16 protein-coding genes are annotated in these 16,582 nt (G+C 72.5%); 10 read left to right on the top strand and 6 right to left on the bottom strand.

Annotated elements, in window-relative coordinates; translation table 11 throughout:
- The first annotated feature begins 34 nt into the window (after positions 1–34).
- The 4 genes from ACH4FH_RS02125 to ACH4FH_RS02110 all read left to right on the top strand — a co-directional run bounded on the left by ACH4FH_RS02125 (position 35) and on the right by ACH4FH_RS02110 (position 4,061).
- Entirely contained in the window at positions 35–367 is a 333-nt protein-coding gene (locus ACH4FH_RS02125; protein ID WP_398553788.1) for a nuclear transport factor 2 family protein, read from the top strand.
- Between the two features lie 42 nt (positions 368–409).
- A complete protein-coding gene (locus ACH4FH_RS02120; protein WP_398553787.1) occupies positions 410–1,570 on the top strand; it encodes a low temperature requirement protein A in 1,161 nt (386 codons plus the stop codon).
- A gap of 459 nt (positions 1,571–2,029) precedes the next feature.
- The gene (locus ACH4FH_RS02115; protein WP_398553786.1) at positions 2,030–2,845 is read left to right on the top strand and encodes a L,D-transpeptidase family protein; all 816 of its coding nucleotides are present in this window, start codon (positions 2,030–2,032) and stop codon (positions 2,843–2,845) included.
- Positions 2,846–2,885: 40 nt separating this feature from the next.
- Positions 2,886–4,061, top strand: a complete 1,176-nt coding sequence (locus tag ACH4FH_RS02110; protein WP_398553785.1) for a P1 family peptidase — start codon at positions 2,886–2,888, stop codon at positions 4,059–4,061.
- A gap of 89 nt (positions 4,062–4,150) precedes the next feature.
- On the opposite strand, the gene ACH4FH_RS02105 is transcribed toward ACH4FH_RS02110, so the two are convergent.
- Complete coding sequence (locus ACH4FH_RS02105) at positions 4,151–4,867, bottom strand: VIT family protein (protein WP_398553784.1); 717 nt, start codon at positions 4,865–4,867, stop codon at positions 4,151–4,153.
- A gap of 83 nt (positions 4,868–4,950) precedes the next feature.
- Between ACH4FH_RS02105 and ACH4FH_RS02100 the strand changes: the two genes are divergently transcribed.
- On the top strand, positions 4,951–5,553 hold the full coding sequence (locus tag ACH4FH_RS02100) for a YIP1 family protein (RefSeq protein ID WP_398553783.1): 603 nt from the start codon (positions 4,951–4,953) through the stop codon (positions 5,551–5,553).
- 70 nt (positions 5,554–5,623) lie between these two features.
- On the opposite strand, the gene ACH4FH_RS02095 is transcribed toward ACH4FH_RS02100, so the two are convergent.
- A complete protein-coding gene (locus ACH4FH_RS02095) occupies positions 5,624–5,938 on the bottom strand; it encodes a hypothetical protein (protein ID WP_398553782.1) in 315 nt (104 codons plus the stop codon).
- 287 nt (positions 5,939–6,225) lie between these two features.
- Here ACH4FH_RS02095 and ACH4FH_RS02090 point away from each other — a divergent pair, with 287 nt between their 5' ends.
- From ACH4FH_RS02090 to ACH4FH_RS02080, 3 genes are all read left to right on the top strand, one after another.
- A complete protein-coding gene (locus tag ACH4FH_RS02090; protein ID WP_398553781.1) occupies positions 6,226–7,467 on the top strand; it encodes a CaiB/BaiF CoA transferase family protein in 1,242 nt (413 codons plus the stop codon).
- Positions 7,468–7,549: 82 nt separating this feature from the next.
- Positions 7,550–8,893, top strand: coding sequence for an Ig-like domain-containing protein (locus tag ACH4FH_RS02085; RefSeq protein ID WP_398553780.1), 1,344 nt, complete (start codon positions 7,550–7,552; stop codon positions 8,891–8,893).
- A gap of 201 nt (positions 8,894–9,094) precedes the next feature.
- Positions 9,095–9,355, top strand: coding sequence for a DUF397 domain-containing protein (locus ACH4FH_RS02080; protein WP_398553779.1), 261 nt, complete (start codon positions 9,095–9,097; stop codon positions 9,353–9,355).
- Between the two features lie 118 nt (positions 9,356–9,473).
- On the opposite strand, the gene ACH4FH_RS02075 is transcribed toward ACH4FH_RS02080, so the two are convergent.
- The 4 genes from ACH4FH_RS02075 to ACH4FH_RS02060 all read right to left on the bottom strand — a co-directional run bounded on the left by ACH4FH_RS02075 (position 9,474) and on the right by ACH4FH_RS02060 (position 15,149).
- On the bottom strand, positions 9,474–11,597 hold the full coding sequence (locus ACH4FH_RS02075; protein ID WP_398553778.1) for a fructose-specific PTS transporter subunit EIIC: 2,124 nt from the start codon (positions 11,595–11,597) through the stop codon (positions 9,474–9,476).
- Between the two features lie 472 nt (positions 11,598–12,069).
- The gene (pfkB, locus tag ACH4FH_RS02070) at positions 12,070–13,017 is read right to left on the bottom strand and encodes a 1-phosphofructokinase (RefSeq protein ID WP_398553777.1); all 948 of its coding nucleotides are present in this window, start codon (positions 13,015–13,017) and stop codon (positions 12,070–12,072) included.
- Entirely contained in the window at positions 13,014–13,871 is an 858-nt protein-coding gene (locus tag ACH4FH_RS02065) for a DeoR/GlpR family DNA-binding transcription regulator (protein WP_398553776.1), read from the bottom strand. The genes pfkB and ACH4FH_RS02065 overlap by 4 nt, the downstream gene beginning before the upstream one ends.
- A gap of 276 nt (positions 13,872–14,147) precedes the next feature.
- A complete protein-coding gene (locus ACH4FH_RS02060; RefSeq protein WP_398553775.1) occupies positions 14,148–15,149 on the bottom strand; it encodes an RNA polymerase sigma factor RpoD/SigA in 1,002 nt (333 codons plus the stop codon).
- A 172-nt stretch (positions 15,150–15,321) separates the two neighbouring features.
- Between ACH4FH_RS02060 and ACH4FH_RS02055 the strand changes: the two genes are divergently transcribed.
- Complete coding sequence (locus ACH4FH_RS02055) at positions 15,322–15,897, top strand: GNAT family N-acetyltransferase (protein ID WP_398553774.1); 576 nt, start codon at positions 15,322–15,324, stop codon at positions 15,895–15,897.
- A gap of 65 nt (positions 15,898–15,962) precedes the next feature.
- Positions 15,963–16,484 carry a hypothetical protein gene (locus ACH4FH_RS02050; RefSeq protein WP_398553773.1) on the top strand — a complete coding sequence of 174 codons (522 nt, stop codon included), beginning with the start codon at positions 15,963–15,965 and terminating at the stop codon, positions 16,482–16,484.
- The last annotated feature ends 98 nt before the right edge of the window (positions 16,485–16,582 follow it).

Below are 16,582 nucleotides of genomic sequence, written 5' to 3'. Positions count from 1 at the left end.
CTTCCGAGGACCACGAGCAGCGCAAGGAGCCGCCATGACCAGCGCGGGCCCGCCCCTCCCCACCCCCGTCGAGCGCGCCCTGCGGGCCGCCAACGACGGCGACACCGACGGGTTCCTCGCCGCGTTCGCCGAGGACGGCGCGGTGGACGACTGGGGCCGGGAGTTCCGCGGTCCGACCGCGATCCGCGGCTGGAGCGACAGCGAGTTCATCGGCAAGCAGGTGTCCCTGGAGGTGACCGGCGCACGGTCGCAGGGAGCCACCACCACGGTCAGCACCCAGGTCGGCGGGAACGGCTTCAACGGCCCGTCCGACTTCGCCTTCACCGTCGAGGGCGACCGGATCGCGCTGATGAGGATCACGGGCTGACGGGCAGCGGCGGCCTCGCGACACCGGACGACAGGAGCTGACATGCCGGCCCCCATGCGGGCGCGCAGCCGCCACGAGGCGCACCGCTCCGCCACCCCGCTGGAGCTCTTCTTCGACCTGTGCTTCGTCGTCGCGATCGCCCAGGCCGGCCGGCAGCTGGTGCACGGCGTGGCCGAAGGGCACCCGGGGCACGGCGTCACCGGCTACCTGATGCTCTTCTTCGCCATCTGGTGGGCCTGGATGAACTTCTCCTGGTTCTCCTCGGCGTACGACACCGACGACGCGCTCTACCGCGTGGTGACCCTCGTACAGATGGCGGGCGTGCTGATCCTGGCCGCGGGGGTGCCCCGCGCCTTCAACGACAGCGACTTCCTGGTGATCTGGCTCGGCTACCTGGTGATGCGGCTGGCGCTGGTCACCCAGTGGCTGCGGGCCGCGCACGGCGCGGAGGGGGCCGAGCGGCGCACCGCGCTGCGCTACGCGCTGGGCGTGTCGCTCTGCCAGGTCGGCTGGCTGGCGCTGCTGCTCCTGCCTTCCGCCGCCGCGCCCTGGACCTTTCTGGTGATGGCTGTGCTGGAGCTGTCGGTGCCAACCCTCGCCGAGCGGGAACTCCAGACGACCTGGCATCCGCATCACATCTCCGAGCGCTACGGCCTGTTCACCATCATCGTGCTCGGCGAGACGGTCGCGGCGGCCACCGTCGCCGTGCAGACCGCGCTGGACGAGAACGACGAACTGGGCACCCTGCTGCCCATCGCGGGCGGCGGCCTGCTGGTGGTCTTCGCCGCGTACTGGATCTATTTCGCGGTGCCCATCCACCTCCACCTGCGCTCCAACCGCCAGGCGTTCGTGTGGGGCTACGGCCACTACGCCGTGTACGGCTCGGTGGCCGCGGTCGGCGCGGGGATCGAGATCGCGGTCGAGGAGTCGAGCGGGGCGGCGCATCTGTCGGTCCTCGCCGCGTCCGCGTGCGTCACGGTGCCCGCCGCCGTGTTCCTGTTCACGGTGTGGCTGATCCACTCCCGGCACCAGAAGCGGGGCATGGCCCAGCAGCTGGTCCTGCCGGTGTCCTCGGTGCTGATCCTGGCCTGCACCTTCGCCGGGCACTGGGCGGTCCTGGCGGCCGGTCTGGTGGCCTCCGCCACGGTCGCCGTCGGCGTCACTCTGACGGCCCGGCAGGGCACCGCCCTGGTGGAGCAGTAGCGACTCCGTCCGGGCCACCGGTACCGGTCACGGCCTCCGACCGGAGTTCCCCCGTTAGCGTGCCGAACGGCCGTCCGCGACCCCCGGCGGGGGCCATACACCCGTCCGCCGGACAGGTCCCCCGTCCGCTTCACACCTCACCCCAGGCCACCGGCCGACCGGGCGCCGAGGATTCCCCAACTCCCGTGTTTTCAGACGGGGTTGTTCACCTTCTCGGTCATCTTTCCGACCGGGAAAACGCGCCCCTCGCCCTCCCCCCGCTTCCCGCCCGCCCCTCAATTGCCTGTCAAAAAGCCACACTTCCGGGGACTGCGGCCCCTCGCCCCTCACCCTTCACTCAGTGCACCGCGTGCGCCTTCACGGAGACGCGGTAGGGTGCATATTGCCCTTTTTATGCCCGGCGTGTCCCGCACGGGAACACGAACCGCCCACCCGTCCGCACCTGAGGAGACGCCCGCCATGGCCGCCCGCCACGCTCAGTCCCGCGCGCGCAGAAGGCTGTCCCGGCGCAGCAAAGCCGTCAGTTCATTCGCCCTCACGACACTGGTCGGTACCGCCCTGTGGGCCTGGCCGGCCTCGGGCGACGACCACGACAGCCTGACGGACGCCAGGAACGGCACCCCCAAGAGCGCCGCCGGCCCGGAGACCCCCGCCTCCCCGGGGGCCGCGCCGAACGCCGCCCCGGCCGCCCGGCCGATCCCCGGCCTGAGCGACGCCACCCGGAAGCAGATACCGGCCAACTCCCATCAGGCACTGATCGTCACGGGCAAGGGCACCGACTCCCACGACTCCCGTGTCGTCCTCTACACCCGCGCGCAGCGTTCCGGCGACTGGCGGCCGGGCCCCTCCTGGCCTGCGCACAACGCCGCCCGCGGCTGGACCGACGACCACCGCTACGGCGACCTGCGCTCCCCGGAGGGCGTCTTCACCCTCACCGACGCGGGCGGCCGGCTGGCCCCGCCCACGGGCACCAAGCTGCCCTACGACCGCAGCGGCAGCTTCGTCGCCAGCGGCACCGGCGTGGAGGGCGAGCCGCTGGCCGGCGCGTTCGATTACGTCATCGCCATCAACTACAACCGTGTCGCCGGCGCCTCCCCGCTGGACCCGCGCCGCCCCCAGGGCCCGGGGAAGGGCGGCGGCGTCTGGCTGCACGTCGACCACGACGGCCCCACCCAGGGATGTGTGTCCCTCAAGCCGGACGCGATGCGGGAACTCCTGCGCCTCCTCGACCCGGCCCGGCACCCCGTCATCGTCATGGGACCGGCCGGCCACTGACCGCCCACCGGGCCGCCCGGCCGCGTGGTACGCATGGGTCATGGCGGACGCGGAGCGGGGACCGGACGGACGGACAGCACACGACCGGCGGGACGAGGGGGGAGACCGGACGGCGGACGCGCCCCGCCCTCCGGGCCCGCTCGACGCCTTGACCGATATCGCCGGCCTCCGCGTGGGCCACGCCCAGCTGGCCGGCGACGGATACCTGACCGGGACCACCGTCGTCCTCGCCCCCGAAGGCGGTGCGATCGCGGCCGTCGATGTCCGCGGGGGCGGCCCCGGCACCCGCGAGACCGATGCGCTGGACCCGCGCAATCTCGTCCAGCGCGTCGAGGCGCTCGTCCTGACCGGCGGCAGCGCCTTCGGACTGGATGCCGCTTCGGGGGTGGCCTGCTGGCTGGAGGAGCAGGGCCGCGGCTTCCGCGTCGGGCCCGATCCCGCTCAGGTGGTACCGGTGGTCCCGGCCGCCGCCCTGTTCGACCTGGGCCGCGGCGGCGACTGGCGGGCCCGCCCGGACGCCGCGCTGGGCCGGGCGGCGGCGGAGGCCGCGGCGGCGAGCGCCCCGGACGCACCGGTGGCACAGGGCAACACGGGCGCCGGTACGGGCGCGGTGGCCGGTGGGCTCAAGGGCGGTATCGGGACGGCGAGTGTGGTGCTGCCTTCGGGTGCCACCGTCGCCGCACTGGCCGCCGTCAACGCGGCGGGCTCGGTCGCCGATCCGCGGACCGGCGCCCTCTACGGCCGGCTGACCGAAGGCCCCGCGGCCTTCCCGGCGGCCCCGGTGCACGCCACCGCCCGGCGCCGGCTGGCCGAGGCCCGACAGGTCTCGGAGGCTCGCTCCGCCGCCTCGGTCCGGCCGCCGCTCAACACCACGCTCGCGGTCGTCGCCACCGACGCCGTCCTCACCCGCGCCCAGGCCCACAAGCTCGCCGGCACCGCGCACGACGGCCTGGCCCGCGCCATCCGCCCGGTCCACCTGCTCTCCGACGGCGACACGGTCTTCGCCCTGTCCACCGGCACCCGCCCGCTCGCCCCCGACGAGGTCCTCGCCGACCCGGCATTCGGGGTACACGCACAGGCCGGCGCGCTGAACGACATCCTGGCCGCGGGCGCGGACGCGGTGACCCGCGCGGTGGTCAAGGCCGCCCTGGCGGCAGAGACTGTGGACGGTCCGGGCGGGCTGTTCCCGTCCTACCGTGAGCTCTACGGCGGCTGACCCACAGGCACCGCCGTGGGCGGGCTAGCTGACGTCTCGTCCGGGCGAACCCGTGCCGGAGGTGGCCCCCCGGCTCCTGGCTGCCGCCGTCAGACTCCCGCCGCCCCGAGCAGCGCACCCGCCGCGTACGTCACCGCCATCGCCAGCGCACCCCCGGCCACGTTGCGCACCACGGCCCGGCCCACCGGCGCCGCGCCCAGCCGGGCGCTGGTCCAGCCGCACAGGGCGAGCGCGGCGAGCACCGCGGCGACGGTGACCGGCAGCCGCAGCGCCACGGGCGGCAGCACGATGGCGAGCAGCGGTAGCAGGGCGCCGGCGGTGAACGCGAGGAAGCTGGCGCCGGCCGCCTGCCACGGGTTGGTGAGTTGGTCGGGGTCGATGCCCAACTCGACCTCGGCGTGCGCGCGCAGCGCGTCCTTCTCGGTGAGCTGCTGTGCGACCTCGCCGGCCAGCTCCGGACTCAGCCCCTTGCCCTCCAGGAGTTCGGTCAACTCCATGAGTTCGGCCTGGGGTTCGCTGGCCAGTTCGCGCTTCTCCTGGGCCAGCGCCGCCTTCTCGGAGTCGCGCTGGGTGGAGACGGACACATACTCGCCCGCGGCCATGGACATCGATCCGGCCAGCAGTCCGGCCAGCCCCGCCGTCAGCAGGGTGCTGCGCGCGTCGGTGGCGCCGGCGACACCGACGACGAGGCCGGCCGTGGAGACCACACCGTCGTTGGCGCCGAGTACCGCCGCACGCAGCCAGTTGAGGCGGCTGCCGAGCCCGCCGCCGTGCGCCTCGTCATGCTCCGGTGTCTCAACAGTCACCGGGCGAGCGTCTCACCCACGCCCTCGTGCCCTGCCCCGACGCCCCCGCATCGTCCTGAATTCACCGGTGGTAGAACGGCCGTATGTCCGTACCACCACCTCCGCCCACGCTTGTCCAGCCCGCCCCCCGCGAGCCCGCTCCGCGACGCCGCCTGTGGTGGCACCGGCTGATCCTCGGGCTCTGGTACCGGCCGGTGGAGGTCATGGACGAGGCGCGGGACCGCAGCGCGTGGGGCGCGGCGGTGCTGATGTGCCTGATCAGCGGCGGGATAGGGGTGTTGACGGTGGAGGCGTTCCGTCAACAGTGGTCCGCCAACCGCACGATGGCGTGGCAGCTCGCCGGGCTGGCCGAGGCGGGCGTGCTGGCGGCGAGCTTCTCCCTGGGCGCGGTGACCCACGCCATCGCCCGCACCCTCGGCGGCAACGGCCGCTTCGCGCCGACCGCGAGCCTGTTCATCGTGCTCTTCTGGGTCACGGACCTGCCGCGGCTGGCGCTCGCCGCCCTGTTGCCGACCGGCACCACGTTCGTGCAGGCCGCGACCTGGACGACCTGGGGCTTCGGTTACGTCCTCGCGGTGCTCCTCATCCGGGGGCAGCACCATCTGTCGACCAGGAAGTCGGCGGCCGCGGTGTCGGTGCAGATGCTGGCCGCGCTGGCCCTGCTGAAGCTCGGGCCGGTGCGCTGAACCCGGCCCGTCGAGGTCCGGGACGGCGAGGCACCGGGCGGCCGGCCCTCGCGCGCTCACCTGCCGCGCGTCAGCTGCGGCTCGTCAACTGCCGTACGAGACCGGCGAACGCCTCCCGCTCGGCCTCGCTCAGCTGCACACTCTCCGACGGCGGCCCGGCCGGGCCGGTCTGGCGCGGCACCGAGTCAAGCAGTTCCTTGCCGCCACCCCGGGCCGGCGTCTCGTCCCGCTCCCGCCGCATCAGTCTGAGCAGGCCGGCGACCCAGACGACGATGGCGATGAGCAGGACGGCGAAGCCGATCTGCTGCAGAAGCGCAACGGAGGGGTGCATACGGGCCTCCAGGACGGGCGGGGCGCGGATCAGATCCCAGTAGACACCACACATCGGGCCTTTCGACAGGGGGATTAGGGGACTTACGTCCCGAAGTGACGCACGTCCTATGACATTTCATCGCTTTCCCGGCATGCCGCACGGCGCACGCCCCGAAGTGCACCGGAGCGCAACCCCCCTCCCGTCCCCTGTTCGCCGCACTCCCCCGCACCCCCACCCGCCCCTCACCCCTCCGGCGCGGCAGGGTCCCGGCCACGCCGTTGGACACGCCGGAGGCTTCCCCGAGCGAAGATCACCCCCGACGATGGCCGCACATCGTCCGCGACGTGAGGAGTACGCACGTGCCGCAGCCGCCCCAGCCGCAGCCCCTGCCACCGGCCGACGCCGGCACCGGGCACGCCGCCCCTGCCGCGCCGCCCGCCCGCGCGCTGGAGGGCATCCTCGTGGCCGACTTCAGCCGGGTCCTGGCCGGGCCGCTGGCCGCCGCGACGCTCGCCGACCTCGGCGCCGAGGTGATCAAGGTGGAGCGGCCCGGCACCGGCGACGACACCCGCGCGTGGGGCCCGCCGTTCGCGGCGGACGGCACCGCCGCGTACTTCGACGCCGCCAACCGCTCCAAACGGGGCCTCACCCTGGACCTCGGCGACCCGGACGACGCGGCCGCGGCCCGCGAGTTGGCGCGCCGGGCCGACGTGCTGATCGAGAACTTCCGCCCCGGGTCGCTCGCCAAGTACGGCCTGGACCATGCCCGCACCCGCGCCGCGAACCCGGGCCTGGTGCACTGCACGATCACCGGTTTCGGCTCCGGCGAGGGCGCCCACCTGCCCGGCTACGACTTCGTCGTGCAGGCCGTCGGCGGCCTCATGAGCATCACCGGCGAGCCCGGCGGCACGCCCCTGAAAGCAGGCGTCGCGCTGGTGGACGTGCTGACCGCCAAGGACGCCACGACCGGCATCCTGGCGGCGCTGCGGCACCGCGACCGCACCGGCGAGGGGCAGCTGGTGGAGGTCAACCTGCTCTCCTCCCTCCTCGGCTCGCTGGTCAACCAGACCTCCGGCTATCTGGCCACCGGACGCGACCCGGGGCCGATGGGCAACCGGCACCCGAGCATCGCTCCGTACGAGACGCTGGCCTGCCGTGGCGGACTGCTCGCGGTGGCGGCCGGCAACGACCGGCAGTTCCGGGCGCTCGTGACGGCCCTGGGCAGCCCCGAGTTGGCCGACGACCTCCGGTTCGCCCGCAATCAGGACCGCGTACAACACCGCACAGATCTCATCAATGCGTTGGAGGACCGACTGGTGGCCGACACCCCTCAGGGGTGGACCGAGCGGCTTGCCGCGGTGTCCGTGCCGTGCGGCCCGGTCAACACTCTCTCCGAGGCCCTGGAGTTGGCGGAGCGGCTCGGACTCGACCCGGTCACCCCTGTGGGCGACGGCCGGATCCCCCAAGTCACCAGCCCACTGCGCCTCTCGGGGACCCCGGTCGCCCAACCTGCCGCCCCACCCCGCCTGGACGAACACGGGGCACCGCTGCGAACCTGGCTGTCCGGGCCGCGCGATCACCCTCTCCCCCCGCGGGTGTGATGTTGGTCACAACGCGACCCGACCCGCAACCAAAATCGTCCGTAGGTGCTGTTTACCAGCACGGAAAACACCACACCCTCGTATGGAGCAGCTCGTGACATCGCCGGACAACCCTGTGCCCGCTCGGTCCCGCACCCCGCACCAGCTGCTCCAGCCTGCCGAGCAGCAGGGGACGGGCACGCCGCGCACCCGCCGGACGCGACGCACGCTCGCCGTGACCGCGCTGTTGGCGGCCGGAGCGCTGGCCCTGTCCGCCTGTGGAGGCAACGCCGAGGCCGGTGGTCATGACGACGGCAAGAACGGCCAGGCGGGTGCGGATGCCGCGGCCGCCAAGGACGCCTCCGACGCGAAGATCAAGGTCTCGTCGAAGGACGGCGCCACGGACGCCAGCATCAACGACACCCGGGTGAAGGTCACCGGCGGCAAGTTGACGGATGTGAAGCTCACCGCGGCCGACTCCGGCACCGTCGTGGAAGGCGCCATATCGTCCGACGGCTCCTCCTGGAAGCCCTCGGTCCAGCTGGAGCGCGGGACCAAGTACCAGCTGGTGGCGAACGCCAAGGACGCCAAGGGCCGTTCCGCCACCGAGAACGCGACGTTCACCACCGTCTCGTCGGCCAACAGCTTCATCGGCTCCTACACCCCCGACGACGGCAAGACCGTCGGCGTCGGCATGCCGGTGTCGTTCAACTTCGACAAGGTCATCACCAACAAGAAGGACGTCCAGTCCCACATCAAGGTGACGTCCAGCAGCGGCCAGCCGGTCGTCGGCCACTGGTTCGGTACGCAGCGCCTGGACTTCCGGCCGGAGGAGTACTGGAAGGCCGGCTCCAAGGTCACCATGAAGATCGACCTGGACGGTGTCCAGGGCGGCGAGGGCATCACCGGTGTGCAGTCCAAGACGGTGTCCTTCACCATCGGACGCTCGCAGGTCTCCACCGTCGACATGAACACCCAGAACATGACGGTCAAGAGGGACGGCAAGACCCTCAAGTCCATCCCGATCTCCGGCGGCAGCCCCGAGAACCCCACCTACAACGGCCAGATGGTCATCTCGGAGATGTTCAAGCAGACCCGGATGGACGGCTCCACCGTCGGGTTCACGAAGGGCAACGGAAAGGGCGAGTACGACATCAAGGATGTCCCGCACGCCATGCGCCTCTCGTCCTCCGGCACCTTCATCCACGGCAACTACTGGGGCGACCCGTCGATCTTCGGACGCTCCGGCACCAGCCACGGCTGCGTCGGCCTGCGCGACTCCAAGGGCGGCGGCGGCAACACCCCGGGCAAGTGGTTCTTCGACAACTCGCTGGTGGGCGATGTCGTCATCGTGAAGAACTCGAAGGACAAGACCATCAAGCCGGACAACGGCCTCAACGGCTGGAACCTCTCCTGGTCCGACTGGCAGGCGGGCAGCGCGTCCTGACCGGCGGCTGCTGACGGACACGACGGTGGCCGGCCCCCTGAGGGCGCCGGCCACCGTTTTCGTGCCACCTGCGGCAGCTTCCCCGGCAGCCGCCGCGCCGGGAGCGAGTCCATCCGACCGGGCCGGGGACGGTAACGCGCCCCCGGCGAGGGGAATGCACCCCGTACGGGTCAGGGGGCCCGAACGGATGGGGGATGAGTGATGAGCGAAGAGGCGATATCGGCCCGCGACACGTCCGGACGCGGCGCGGCCGGCGAGGGCAGCCGTCCCGAAGACGCCCTGACCTGGCGGAAGTCCGGCCACAGCGACGACTTCGACCGGGCCTGCCTCGAACTGGCCGCCGGGGCCGGGCCCGACGCCCTGGTGTATGTCCGGGACTCCACACGGGCCGGCGGCGGCTCGCAGCTCACCTTCGCCGCGCCTGCCTGGTCCCTCTTCATCGCCTACATCACGGCCGACTGACGGCACCTCACCACGGCGCGGCACCCGGCCGACTGCCGCCGCGCACATGCCGGGGCCCCCACCACGGTGCTCGGTGGGGGCCCCGGCGTGCAGGAGCTGCTGTCGGTACGCCGATAGGTCAGGCGGCGACCGTCACCTTGCCTTCCTCTGCGGTGTCCGCCATCGCCTCCTGCCGCGCGTCGCGCGAGCTGCGCATCCCCTTGAGGAGGATCACCAGGCCCGTGGTGACGCACGTACCGGCGGCGATGGCGACCAGGTAGAGGAGCGGCTGGCCGATCAGCGGGACGACGAAGATGCCGCCGTGCGGGGCGCGGAGGGTGCAGCCGAACGCCATCGACAGGGCCCCGGTGACCGCACCGCCGGCCATCGCGGAGGGGATGACCCGCAGCGGGTCGGCGGCCGCGAAGGGGATGGCGCCCTCGGTGATGAAGGAGGCGCCGAGCACCCAGGCCGCCTTGCCGTTGTCGCGTTCGGTCTTGGTGAAGAGCCGGCCGCGGACGGTCGTGGCCAGCGCCATCGCCAGCGGCGGGACCATACCGGCCGCCATCACCGCGGCCATGACCTTCAGGCTGCCCTCGTTGGGGTTGGCGAGGCCGCCGACCGCGAAAGCGTACGCGACCTTGTTCAGCGGGCCGCCGAGGTCGAAGCACATCATCAGGCCCAGGATGACGCCGAGGATGATCGCGTTGGCGCCGGAGAGGCCGGACAGCCAGTCGGTGAGTGCCTTCTGCAGGGCGGCGATCGGCTTGCCGATCACCAGGAACATCAGGAACCCGACGACCGCCGAGGAGATCAGCGGGATCACCACGACCGGCATGATGCCGCGCAGGACCGGGGGAATCCTGACCCGCTGGATCGCCATCACCACCCCGCCCGCGAGCAGACCGGCGATCAGACCGCCGAGGAAGCCCGCGTTGATGGTGAGGGCGATGGCACCGCCGACGAAGCCCGGGACGAGGCCCGGCCGGTCGGCCATGCCGTAGGCGATGTAGCCCGCCAGGATCGGGACGAGGAAGCCGAAGGCGACCCCGCCGATCTGGAAGAGCAGCGCCGCCCAGCTGGTGGTCTCGGTCCAGATGAAGTGGTCGGCGACGGACGGCGCCTTGTCGATCGTGTAGCCGCCGATGGCGAAGGCGAGGGCGATGAGCAGGCCGCCGGCCGCGACGAACGGCACCATGTAACTGACGCCGGTCATCAGCCACTTGCGCAGCCGGGTGCCGAAGCCGTCGGCCTCGTCGCCGCCCTTGTCCATGGGCGCGGCATCCCGGGCCGGGGCGCTCGCGTCGCCGCGCTCGGCCTTCCCGCGCACCTCGGCGATGAGTTCGGCGGGGCGGTTGATGCCCGCCTTCACCCCGACGTCGACGGTCGGCTTCCCGGCGAACCGGTCCTTGTCCCGGACCTCGACGTCATGCGCGAAGATCACGCCGTCCGCGGCCGCGACGAGCTGCGGGTCGAGCCGCTCGAAGCCGGCAGAGCCCTGCGTCTCGACGACCACCTCGACGCCGGCGGCCTTGCCGGCCTTCTCCAGCGACTCGGCCGCCATGTACGTGTGGGCGATGCCGGTGGGGCAGGAGGTGACGGCGACGATGCGGAAGGGGGCCTCGGGGGCCGGGGCGTCGGGGGCCGGGGCGGATTGCTCGCCGGACCGCTGCGGGGTCGCCGTCTCGGCCGAGGCTCCCGCGGGGGCGTCGGTGGAGACGGCGGTGGGCTCCGCTGCCGCCGGATCGTCAGCTTCCGCTTCGGCCGCCGGGGCGGCCGCGGGCTCGGCCTTCTCGGGCTCCGCCGCCGGCTCCGCTGCCGGCTCCTCTCCGCGGATGAGAGCGGCCGCTCGCGCCGGATCCGTGACGGACCGCAGCGCGCCGGTGAACTCCTCGTCCATCAGGTGACGGGCGAGGGTGGAGAGGATCGACAGATGATCCGCGTCGCCGCCCGCGGGGGCCGCGATCAGGAAGATCAGGTCCGCCGGGCCGTCCGGCGCACCGAAGTCGATGCCGGCGGGACAGCGGCCGAAGGCCAGCGTCGGCGCCGAGACGTGCTCACTGCGGCAGTGCGGAATGCCGATGCCTCCGTCGAGACCGGTCGGCATCTGGGCCTCGCGGGCCGCCACATCCGCGAGGAAGCCCTCCAGGTCGGTGACGCGACCGGATGCGACCATCCGCTCGGCCAACGATCGGGCTGCGGCGTCCTTCGTTTCGGCGGACAGGTCGAGATCGACCAGTTCCGCGGTGATCAGCTCACTCATCGCGGGCTCCCTTGCGCGTATCCGCCGAGGGGGCGGTGGGGACGGGACGGGGAATGGGAGGGGTCGTGCACATGGGGACGGGGGTGCGCCGCGAGTACGTAAGGGGGTGGGTACGCAGTGGGGTGGTACGCGGTGCGGTGGTAGGGGGACGGGCGGGGTGGAGCGGAGGTCCCGGCAGCGAGGCCGGCAGCGGTGCCGGTCGCTCGCTCGGCGGCCGCGGGGGCGGCGCCGGGGTGCCCGATCGGCCGGGTAGCGGCCGAACACCGGGTCGCAGCCGACGGCCGGGCGGGGGTGGCCCGGAGTGTCGGCCGGTCTGTTGTCGCCACTAGGGCGGGTCCGTCGACGGCCGGCCGGAAGCCGGGCCGTGCGGAGGGCGATGGCGGCAGGACGCGCGGCGTATCGAGGACCGGCGCCGGAACGCCGCGCCGGGCGTTCCGCGGCCCGCGCCTCTCGACGACGGCGGCGTGCCGGGTCATGACACCGGCTCCGTGAGCGGGCGGTCGAGGGGGACGTCGTCGGTCGTCGTGACCGCCGCCGGATCCAGGTCGTCCGGCGTCGGCATCAGACTGCCGGGGAGCTGGACGGCGGCCGCGCCGTGCGCCACCGCGGCGGCCAGGGCGCGGACGCCGGTGCCGCCCGCGGCGAGGAAGCCGGCGAGCGAGGCGTCGCCCGCGCCGACGTTGCTGCGCACCGCGGTGACGCGGGCGCTGCCGAAGTGGGCGCCGTCCTCGTCGACCAGCAGCTGGCCGTCGGCGCCCAGCGAGGCGAGTACGGCGCGCGCGCCGGAGGTCCGCAGCTCCTCCGCGGCCTTGACCGCGTCCCCGATGGTGGCGAGCGGACGGCCGACGGCCTCGGAGAGCTCCTCGGCGTTCGGCTTGACGATGTCGGGGCGCTCGCGCAGCGCGGCGGTCAGCGACGGTCCTGAGGTGTCCAGGGCGATGCGGGCACCGGCGCGGTGGGCCCGCGCGACCAGCTCGGCGTACCACTCGGGTGCCAGTCCGCGCGGCAGGCTGCCGCAGCAGGCGATCCAGTCGGCGCCCGCGGAACGCTCACCGACCGTCGCCAGCAGGGCCTCCGACTCGTCGGCGGTCAGCTCGGGGCCGGTCGCGTTGATCTTCGTGAGGGTGCCGTCCGGCTCGGCGACGGAGATGTTGGAGCGGGTCTGGCCGGCCACCGGCACACCGGCCACCTCGATGCCCTCCGCACTCAGCAGCCCGGCGAGCGCCGCGCCCGCGGGGCCGCCCAGCGGCAGCACCGCGAGGGTGCGGTGGCCGGCCGCTGCGACCGCCCGCGAGAGGTTGACGCCCTTGCCGCCCGGGTCGATCCGGTCGGCGGTGGCCCGGAGCACGGCACCACGTTCCAGAGCCGGGATCTCGTACGTACGGTCCAGGCTGGGGTTGGGGGTGACGGTGAGGATCATGCGCGCACTACTTCCGTGCCCGCGCGCTCGATGGCGAGGGCGTCGTCGGGGCTCAGCCCGGTGTCGGTGATGAGCAGGTCCACGTCCGACAGCTCGCCGAAGCGGGCGAAGTGCTGCTGCCCGAACTTGGCGGAGTCGGCGAGCAGGACGACCCTTCGGGCGGCGGCGATCAGCGCCCGCTTGACCGCGGCCTCGGCGAGGTCGGGGGTGGTCAGGCCGCCGTCGAGGGAGAAACCGTTGGTGGCGAGGAACAGCACATCGGCGTTGATCTCGCGGTAGGCGCGCAGCGCCCAGTCGTCGACCGCGGCCCGCGTGCGGTGCCGGATACGGCCGCCCACCAGGTGCAGGGTGAGCCCCGGGTGGTCGGCCAGCCGGGCGGCGACCGGCAGGCCGTGGGTGACGACGGTCAGCTCGGCCTCCAGCGGAATCTCGGCGGCGAGCCGGGCCGCGGTGGTCCCCGCGTCCATGATCACGGTGCCGGAGAGTCCCCCGGAGCGGGAAGGAGCGGAAGCCGAGGACGCCGGGGACACCCGGGAACCACAGTTCGCCGCGCTCTCGCCGGGGCCGCCGTCAGCGCTCCAGGGGAGTTCGGCGAGCGCGGCGCGTACGATGCGCAGCTTCTCGTCGGCGGCGACGACGTCCCGCTGGGCCAGGTCCGGCTCGAAGTCCAGCCGGCCGGCCGGGATGGCGCCGCCGTGCACGCGGCGCACCAGCCCCGCGCGATCGAGGGCTTTCAGGTCGCGCCGTACGGTCTCGGCGGTGACCTGGAACTCTTCCGCGAGGGACAGCACATCCACCCGCCCGCCCTCACGGGCGAGCCGCAGAATCTCCTGCTGGCGCTCAGGTGCATACATCAGCGTTCGCGTCCGTTCGATGCCCGAAACTGTGGTTTCAGCGGGATGCTACGCGTGCATTTCCGCGAAGTAAACACAAGCGGGCATCCAGCAGACTCAAACAGACATCACTTTCGGGCGGGCAACCGTCGGCGGCCGGCGAACCGCCTTCCGGCGGCCTCAGCAGCCCGCAGACCCCGCGCACACAAAGGAGCCCCGACGCCGGAACCGGCACCGGGGCTCGCTACGGAGAATCTCGCTATGGGGCATACGGGGGCGCGAACGGACGCGCGCTGCCTATGCGGCGGCGTCGAACCCCGTGTCACCGGCCATCCGCTTCAGTTCGAGGAGCGCGTGCTTCTCTATCTGGCGGATCCGCTCACGGGTGAGGCCGTGCTGCTTGCCGACCTCGGTCAGCGTGCGCTCGCGGCCGTCCTCGATGCCGTAACGCGCCTTGATGATCGAGGCGGTGCGGTGGTCGAGGCGGTCGATCAGGTCCTCCAGCTCCTCGCTGCGCAGCAGCGTGAGCACGGACTGCTCGGGCGAGGCCGCGGAGGTGTCCTCCAGCAGATCGCCGAACTGGGTGTCGCCGTCGTCGTCCACCGACATGTTGAGGCTGACCGGGTCGCGGGCCCAGTCCAGGACATCGGTGACGCGGGCGGGCGTGGAGCCCAGCTCACCGGCGACCTCCGCCGGCTCCGGGTCGCGGCCGTTCTCCCGGTTGAACTCACGCTGCACCCGGCGGATCCGGCCCAGCTCCTCGACGAGGTGCACGGGCAGCCGGATCGTGCGGGACTGGTCGGCGATGGAGCGGGTGATGGCCTGACGGATCCACCACGTGGCATACGTCGAGAACTTGAAGCCCTTGGCGTAGTCGAACTTCTCCACCGCGCGCACCAGACCGGCGTTGCCCTCCTGGATCAGGTCCAGCAGGGGCAGACCGGCGCGCGGGTAGCGGCGGGCGACCGCGACGACCAGCCGCAGGTTGGAACGGATGAAAACGTCCTTGGCCTTGGCGCTCTCGGTGACCAGCGCCTCCAGCTCCTCATGGCCGGCACCTGCGGCATTGCCGTCGGTGACCTCGCCGTCCAGGATCTGCTGGGCGTAGACGCCCGCCTCGATGGTCTGCGAAAGCTCGACCTCCTTCGCGGCATCCAGCAGGGGGGTGCGCGCGATCTCGTCGAGATACATGCCCACCAGGTCGCGGTCGGCGATCTCCCCGCCTACGGCGCGAACGCTGCTGGCCCCCTCAGAACCGCTGCTGGTGGCCTGACGACGGGCGACGGCACGGGTTGCCATGCGTGTGCTCCCTTTGCGATGAGTCGGTCGCGGGACAGTGGCGCGGGAAACCCGATGGGTGACCGAGTGACCCGTCCGAAGGAAACAACGGCTGGAATCCGGACAGAATTCCCCCACCGTCGTCCTTTTTTGTGATCATGCAGTACCCTGCCCCCTCACCGAGGGGGGTCGCATGCTGCCGGAGCGCAGGGACGTGCAGGTCAGGGCGGGCACTGCAGCGGACCTCGGGGCCCTCACGGAGCTCTACAACCACTACATCCGTGAGACGTCCGTCACATTCGACACCGAGCCCTTCACTTCCGAGCAGCGCCGTCCGTGGTTGGCCTCCCACCCACAAGACGGCCCTCATCGACTTCTGGTTGCCCAGGAGGCGGACGGCAAACCCACAGGCCCGCGCCCCGGACCCCGGGGCGACAACGGCAACGGGGACGGCAGCGCCCTGCTCGGTTACGCGACCAGCAGCTCGTTCCGGCCGAAGGCGGCCTATGCCACCTCCGTGGAGGTCACCGTCTACTGCGCACCGGGCGCCGCCGGCCGCGGCATCGGCACCCTGCTCTACGAGGCCCTCTTCGAAGCCCTGGCCGACGAGGACGTCCACCGCGCATACGCCGGCATCGCCCTGCCGAACGAGGCGTCCGTCGGCCTGCACACCCGCTTCGGCTTCCGGCACATCGGTACGTACACGGAGGTCGGCCGCAAATTCGGCCGCTACTGGGACGTCGCCTGGTACCAGAAGGATCTGAGCTGACTCCGGTTGCCGCGAACGGCGACCGGGTGTCGCCTGGACAGGAGGGCAATCGAGAGGAGCCCGCCATGGAGAAGCACGCTCGCCGACGCGACACGGGTGCGGCCCGCTCCCACGGCGCCGTCGAAGCCGAACACGGCGCGACTGCCAACGATTCCCGGACGCCTGCCGGACCCCCCGCCGGGCGCCGCCTGCCGGCCACGGTGGTGCTGCCCGTCCTCGCGGCCCTCGGCTTCGGCTGCTACACGATCTGGATCGACCACACCAGCGGCGCCAAGGGCGCCCAGGCCGCGCTGCTCGGACTGATCGCGGCGGTGGTCTCCGGGGCGCTGGGCCTGGTGCTGGTGCACTTCCAGTCGTCGATGATCACGGACACCCGGGCACTGGCGTACGCCGCGCTCTTCGGCTGCGCGATGGGCTGGCTCTACAGCCTCAGCGGGCCCTCGGTACTGAAGTCGGTGGGATGGGGCCTGATCATGGGCGGCGTGATGTTCGTCGTCTCGCTGTACGTCTTCCGCTCCCACCGGGTGCGGGAGCCGCACGGCCTGCACCGGCCGCGCAAGACCCACCGTCCGCACGGAGCCCACTGACGGCGGGCCCCCCAAGCAGCAATGCACTCTCCGCAGAACTCGCCGCGAATTCCGGCGGCTTCATGAGAATTGACCTCTGGTTGCATTTTCGGCGAGTT

This window comes from Streptomyces sp. NPDC017993 (assembly GCF_044328065.1).
In the GTDB taxonomy this organism is placed as follows: domain Bacteria; phylum Actinomycetota; class Actinomycetes; order Streptomycetales; family Streptomycetaceae; genus Streptomyces.
This window is presented reverse-complemented; position numbering and strand designations above follow the sequence as displayed.

Bases quoted from the DNA above. Each gene is read 5' to 3' on its own strand.
- ACH4FH_RS02100 (WP_398553783.1), top strand. From the start codon at position 4,951: ATGTCCGTACCACCACCTCCGCCCACGCTTGTCCAGCCCGCCCCCCGC.
- ACH4FH_RS02050 (WP_398553773.1), top strand. From the start codon at position 15,963: ATGGAGAAGCACGCTCGCCGACGCGACACGGGTGCGGCCCGCTCCCAC.
- ACH4FH_RS02095 (WP_398553782.1), bottom strand. From the start codon at position 5,938: ATGTGTGGTGTCTACTGGGATCTGATCCGCGCCCCGCCCGTCCTGGAG.
- ACH4FH_RS02125 (WP_398553788.1), top strand. From the start codon at position 35: ATGACCAGCGCGGGCCCGCCCCTCCCCACCCCCGTCGAGCGCGCCCTG.
- ACH4FH_RS02115 (WP_398553786.1), top strand. From the start codon at position 2,030: ATGGCCGCCCGCCACGCTCAGTCCCGCGCGCGCAGAAGGCTGTCCCGG.
- ACH4FH_RS02120 (WP_398553787.1), top strand. From the start codon at position 410: ATGCCGGCCCCCATGCGGGCGCGCAGCCGCCACGAGGCGCACCGCTCC.
- ACH4FH_RS02080 (WP_398553779.1), top strand. From the start codon at position 9,095: ATGAGCGAAGAGGCGATATCGGCCCGCGACACGTCCGGACGCGGCGCG.
- ACH4FH_RS02065 (WP_398553776.1), bottom strand. From the start codon at position 13,871: ATGTATGCACCTGAGCGCCAGCAGGAGATTCTGCGGCTCGCCCGTGAG.
- ACH4FH_RS02075 (WP_398553778.1), bottom strand. From the start codon at position 11,597: ATGAGTGAGCTGATCACCGCGGAACTGGTCGATCTCGACCTGTCCGCC.
- ACH4FH_RS02110 (WP_398553785.1), top strand. From the start codon at position 2,886: ATGGCGGACGCGGAGCGGGGACCGGACGGACGGACAGCACACGACCGG.
- ACH4FH_RS02085 (WP_398553780.1), top strand. From the start codon at position 7,550: ATGGAGCAGCTCGTGACATCGCCGGACAACCCTGTGCCCGCTCGGTCC.
- ACH4FH_RS02055 (WP_398553774.1), top strand. From the start codon at position 15,322: ATGCTGCCGGAGCGCAGGGACGTGCAGGTCAGGGCGGGCACTGCAGCG.
- pfkB (WP_398553777.1), bottom strand. From the start codon at position 13,017: ATGATCCTCACCGTCACCCCCAACCCCAGCCTGGACCGTACGTACGAG.
- ACH4FH_RS02060 (WP_398553775.1), bottom strand. From the start codon at position 15,149: ATGGCAACCCGTGCCGTCGCCCGTCGTCAGGCCACCAGCAGCGGTTCT.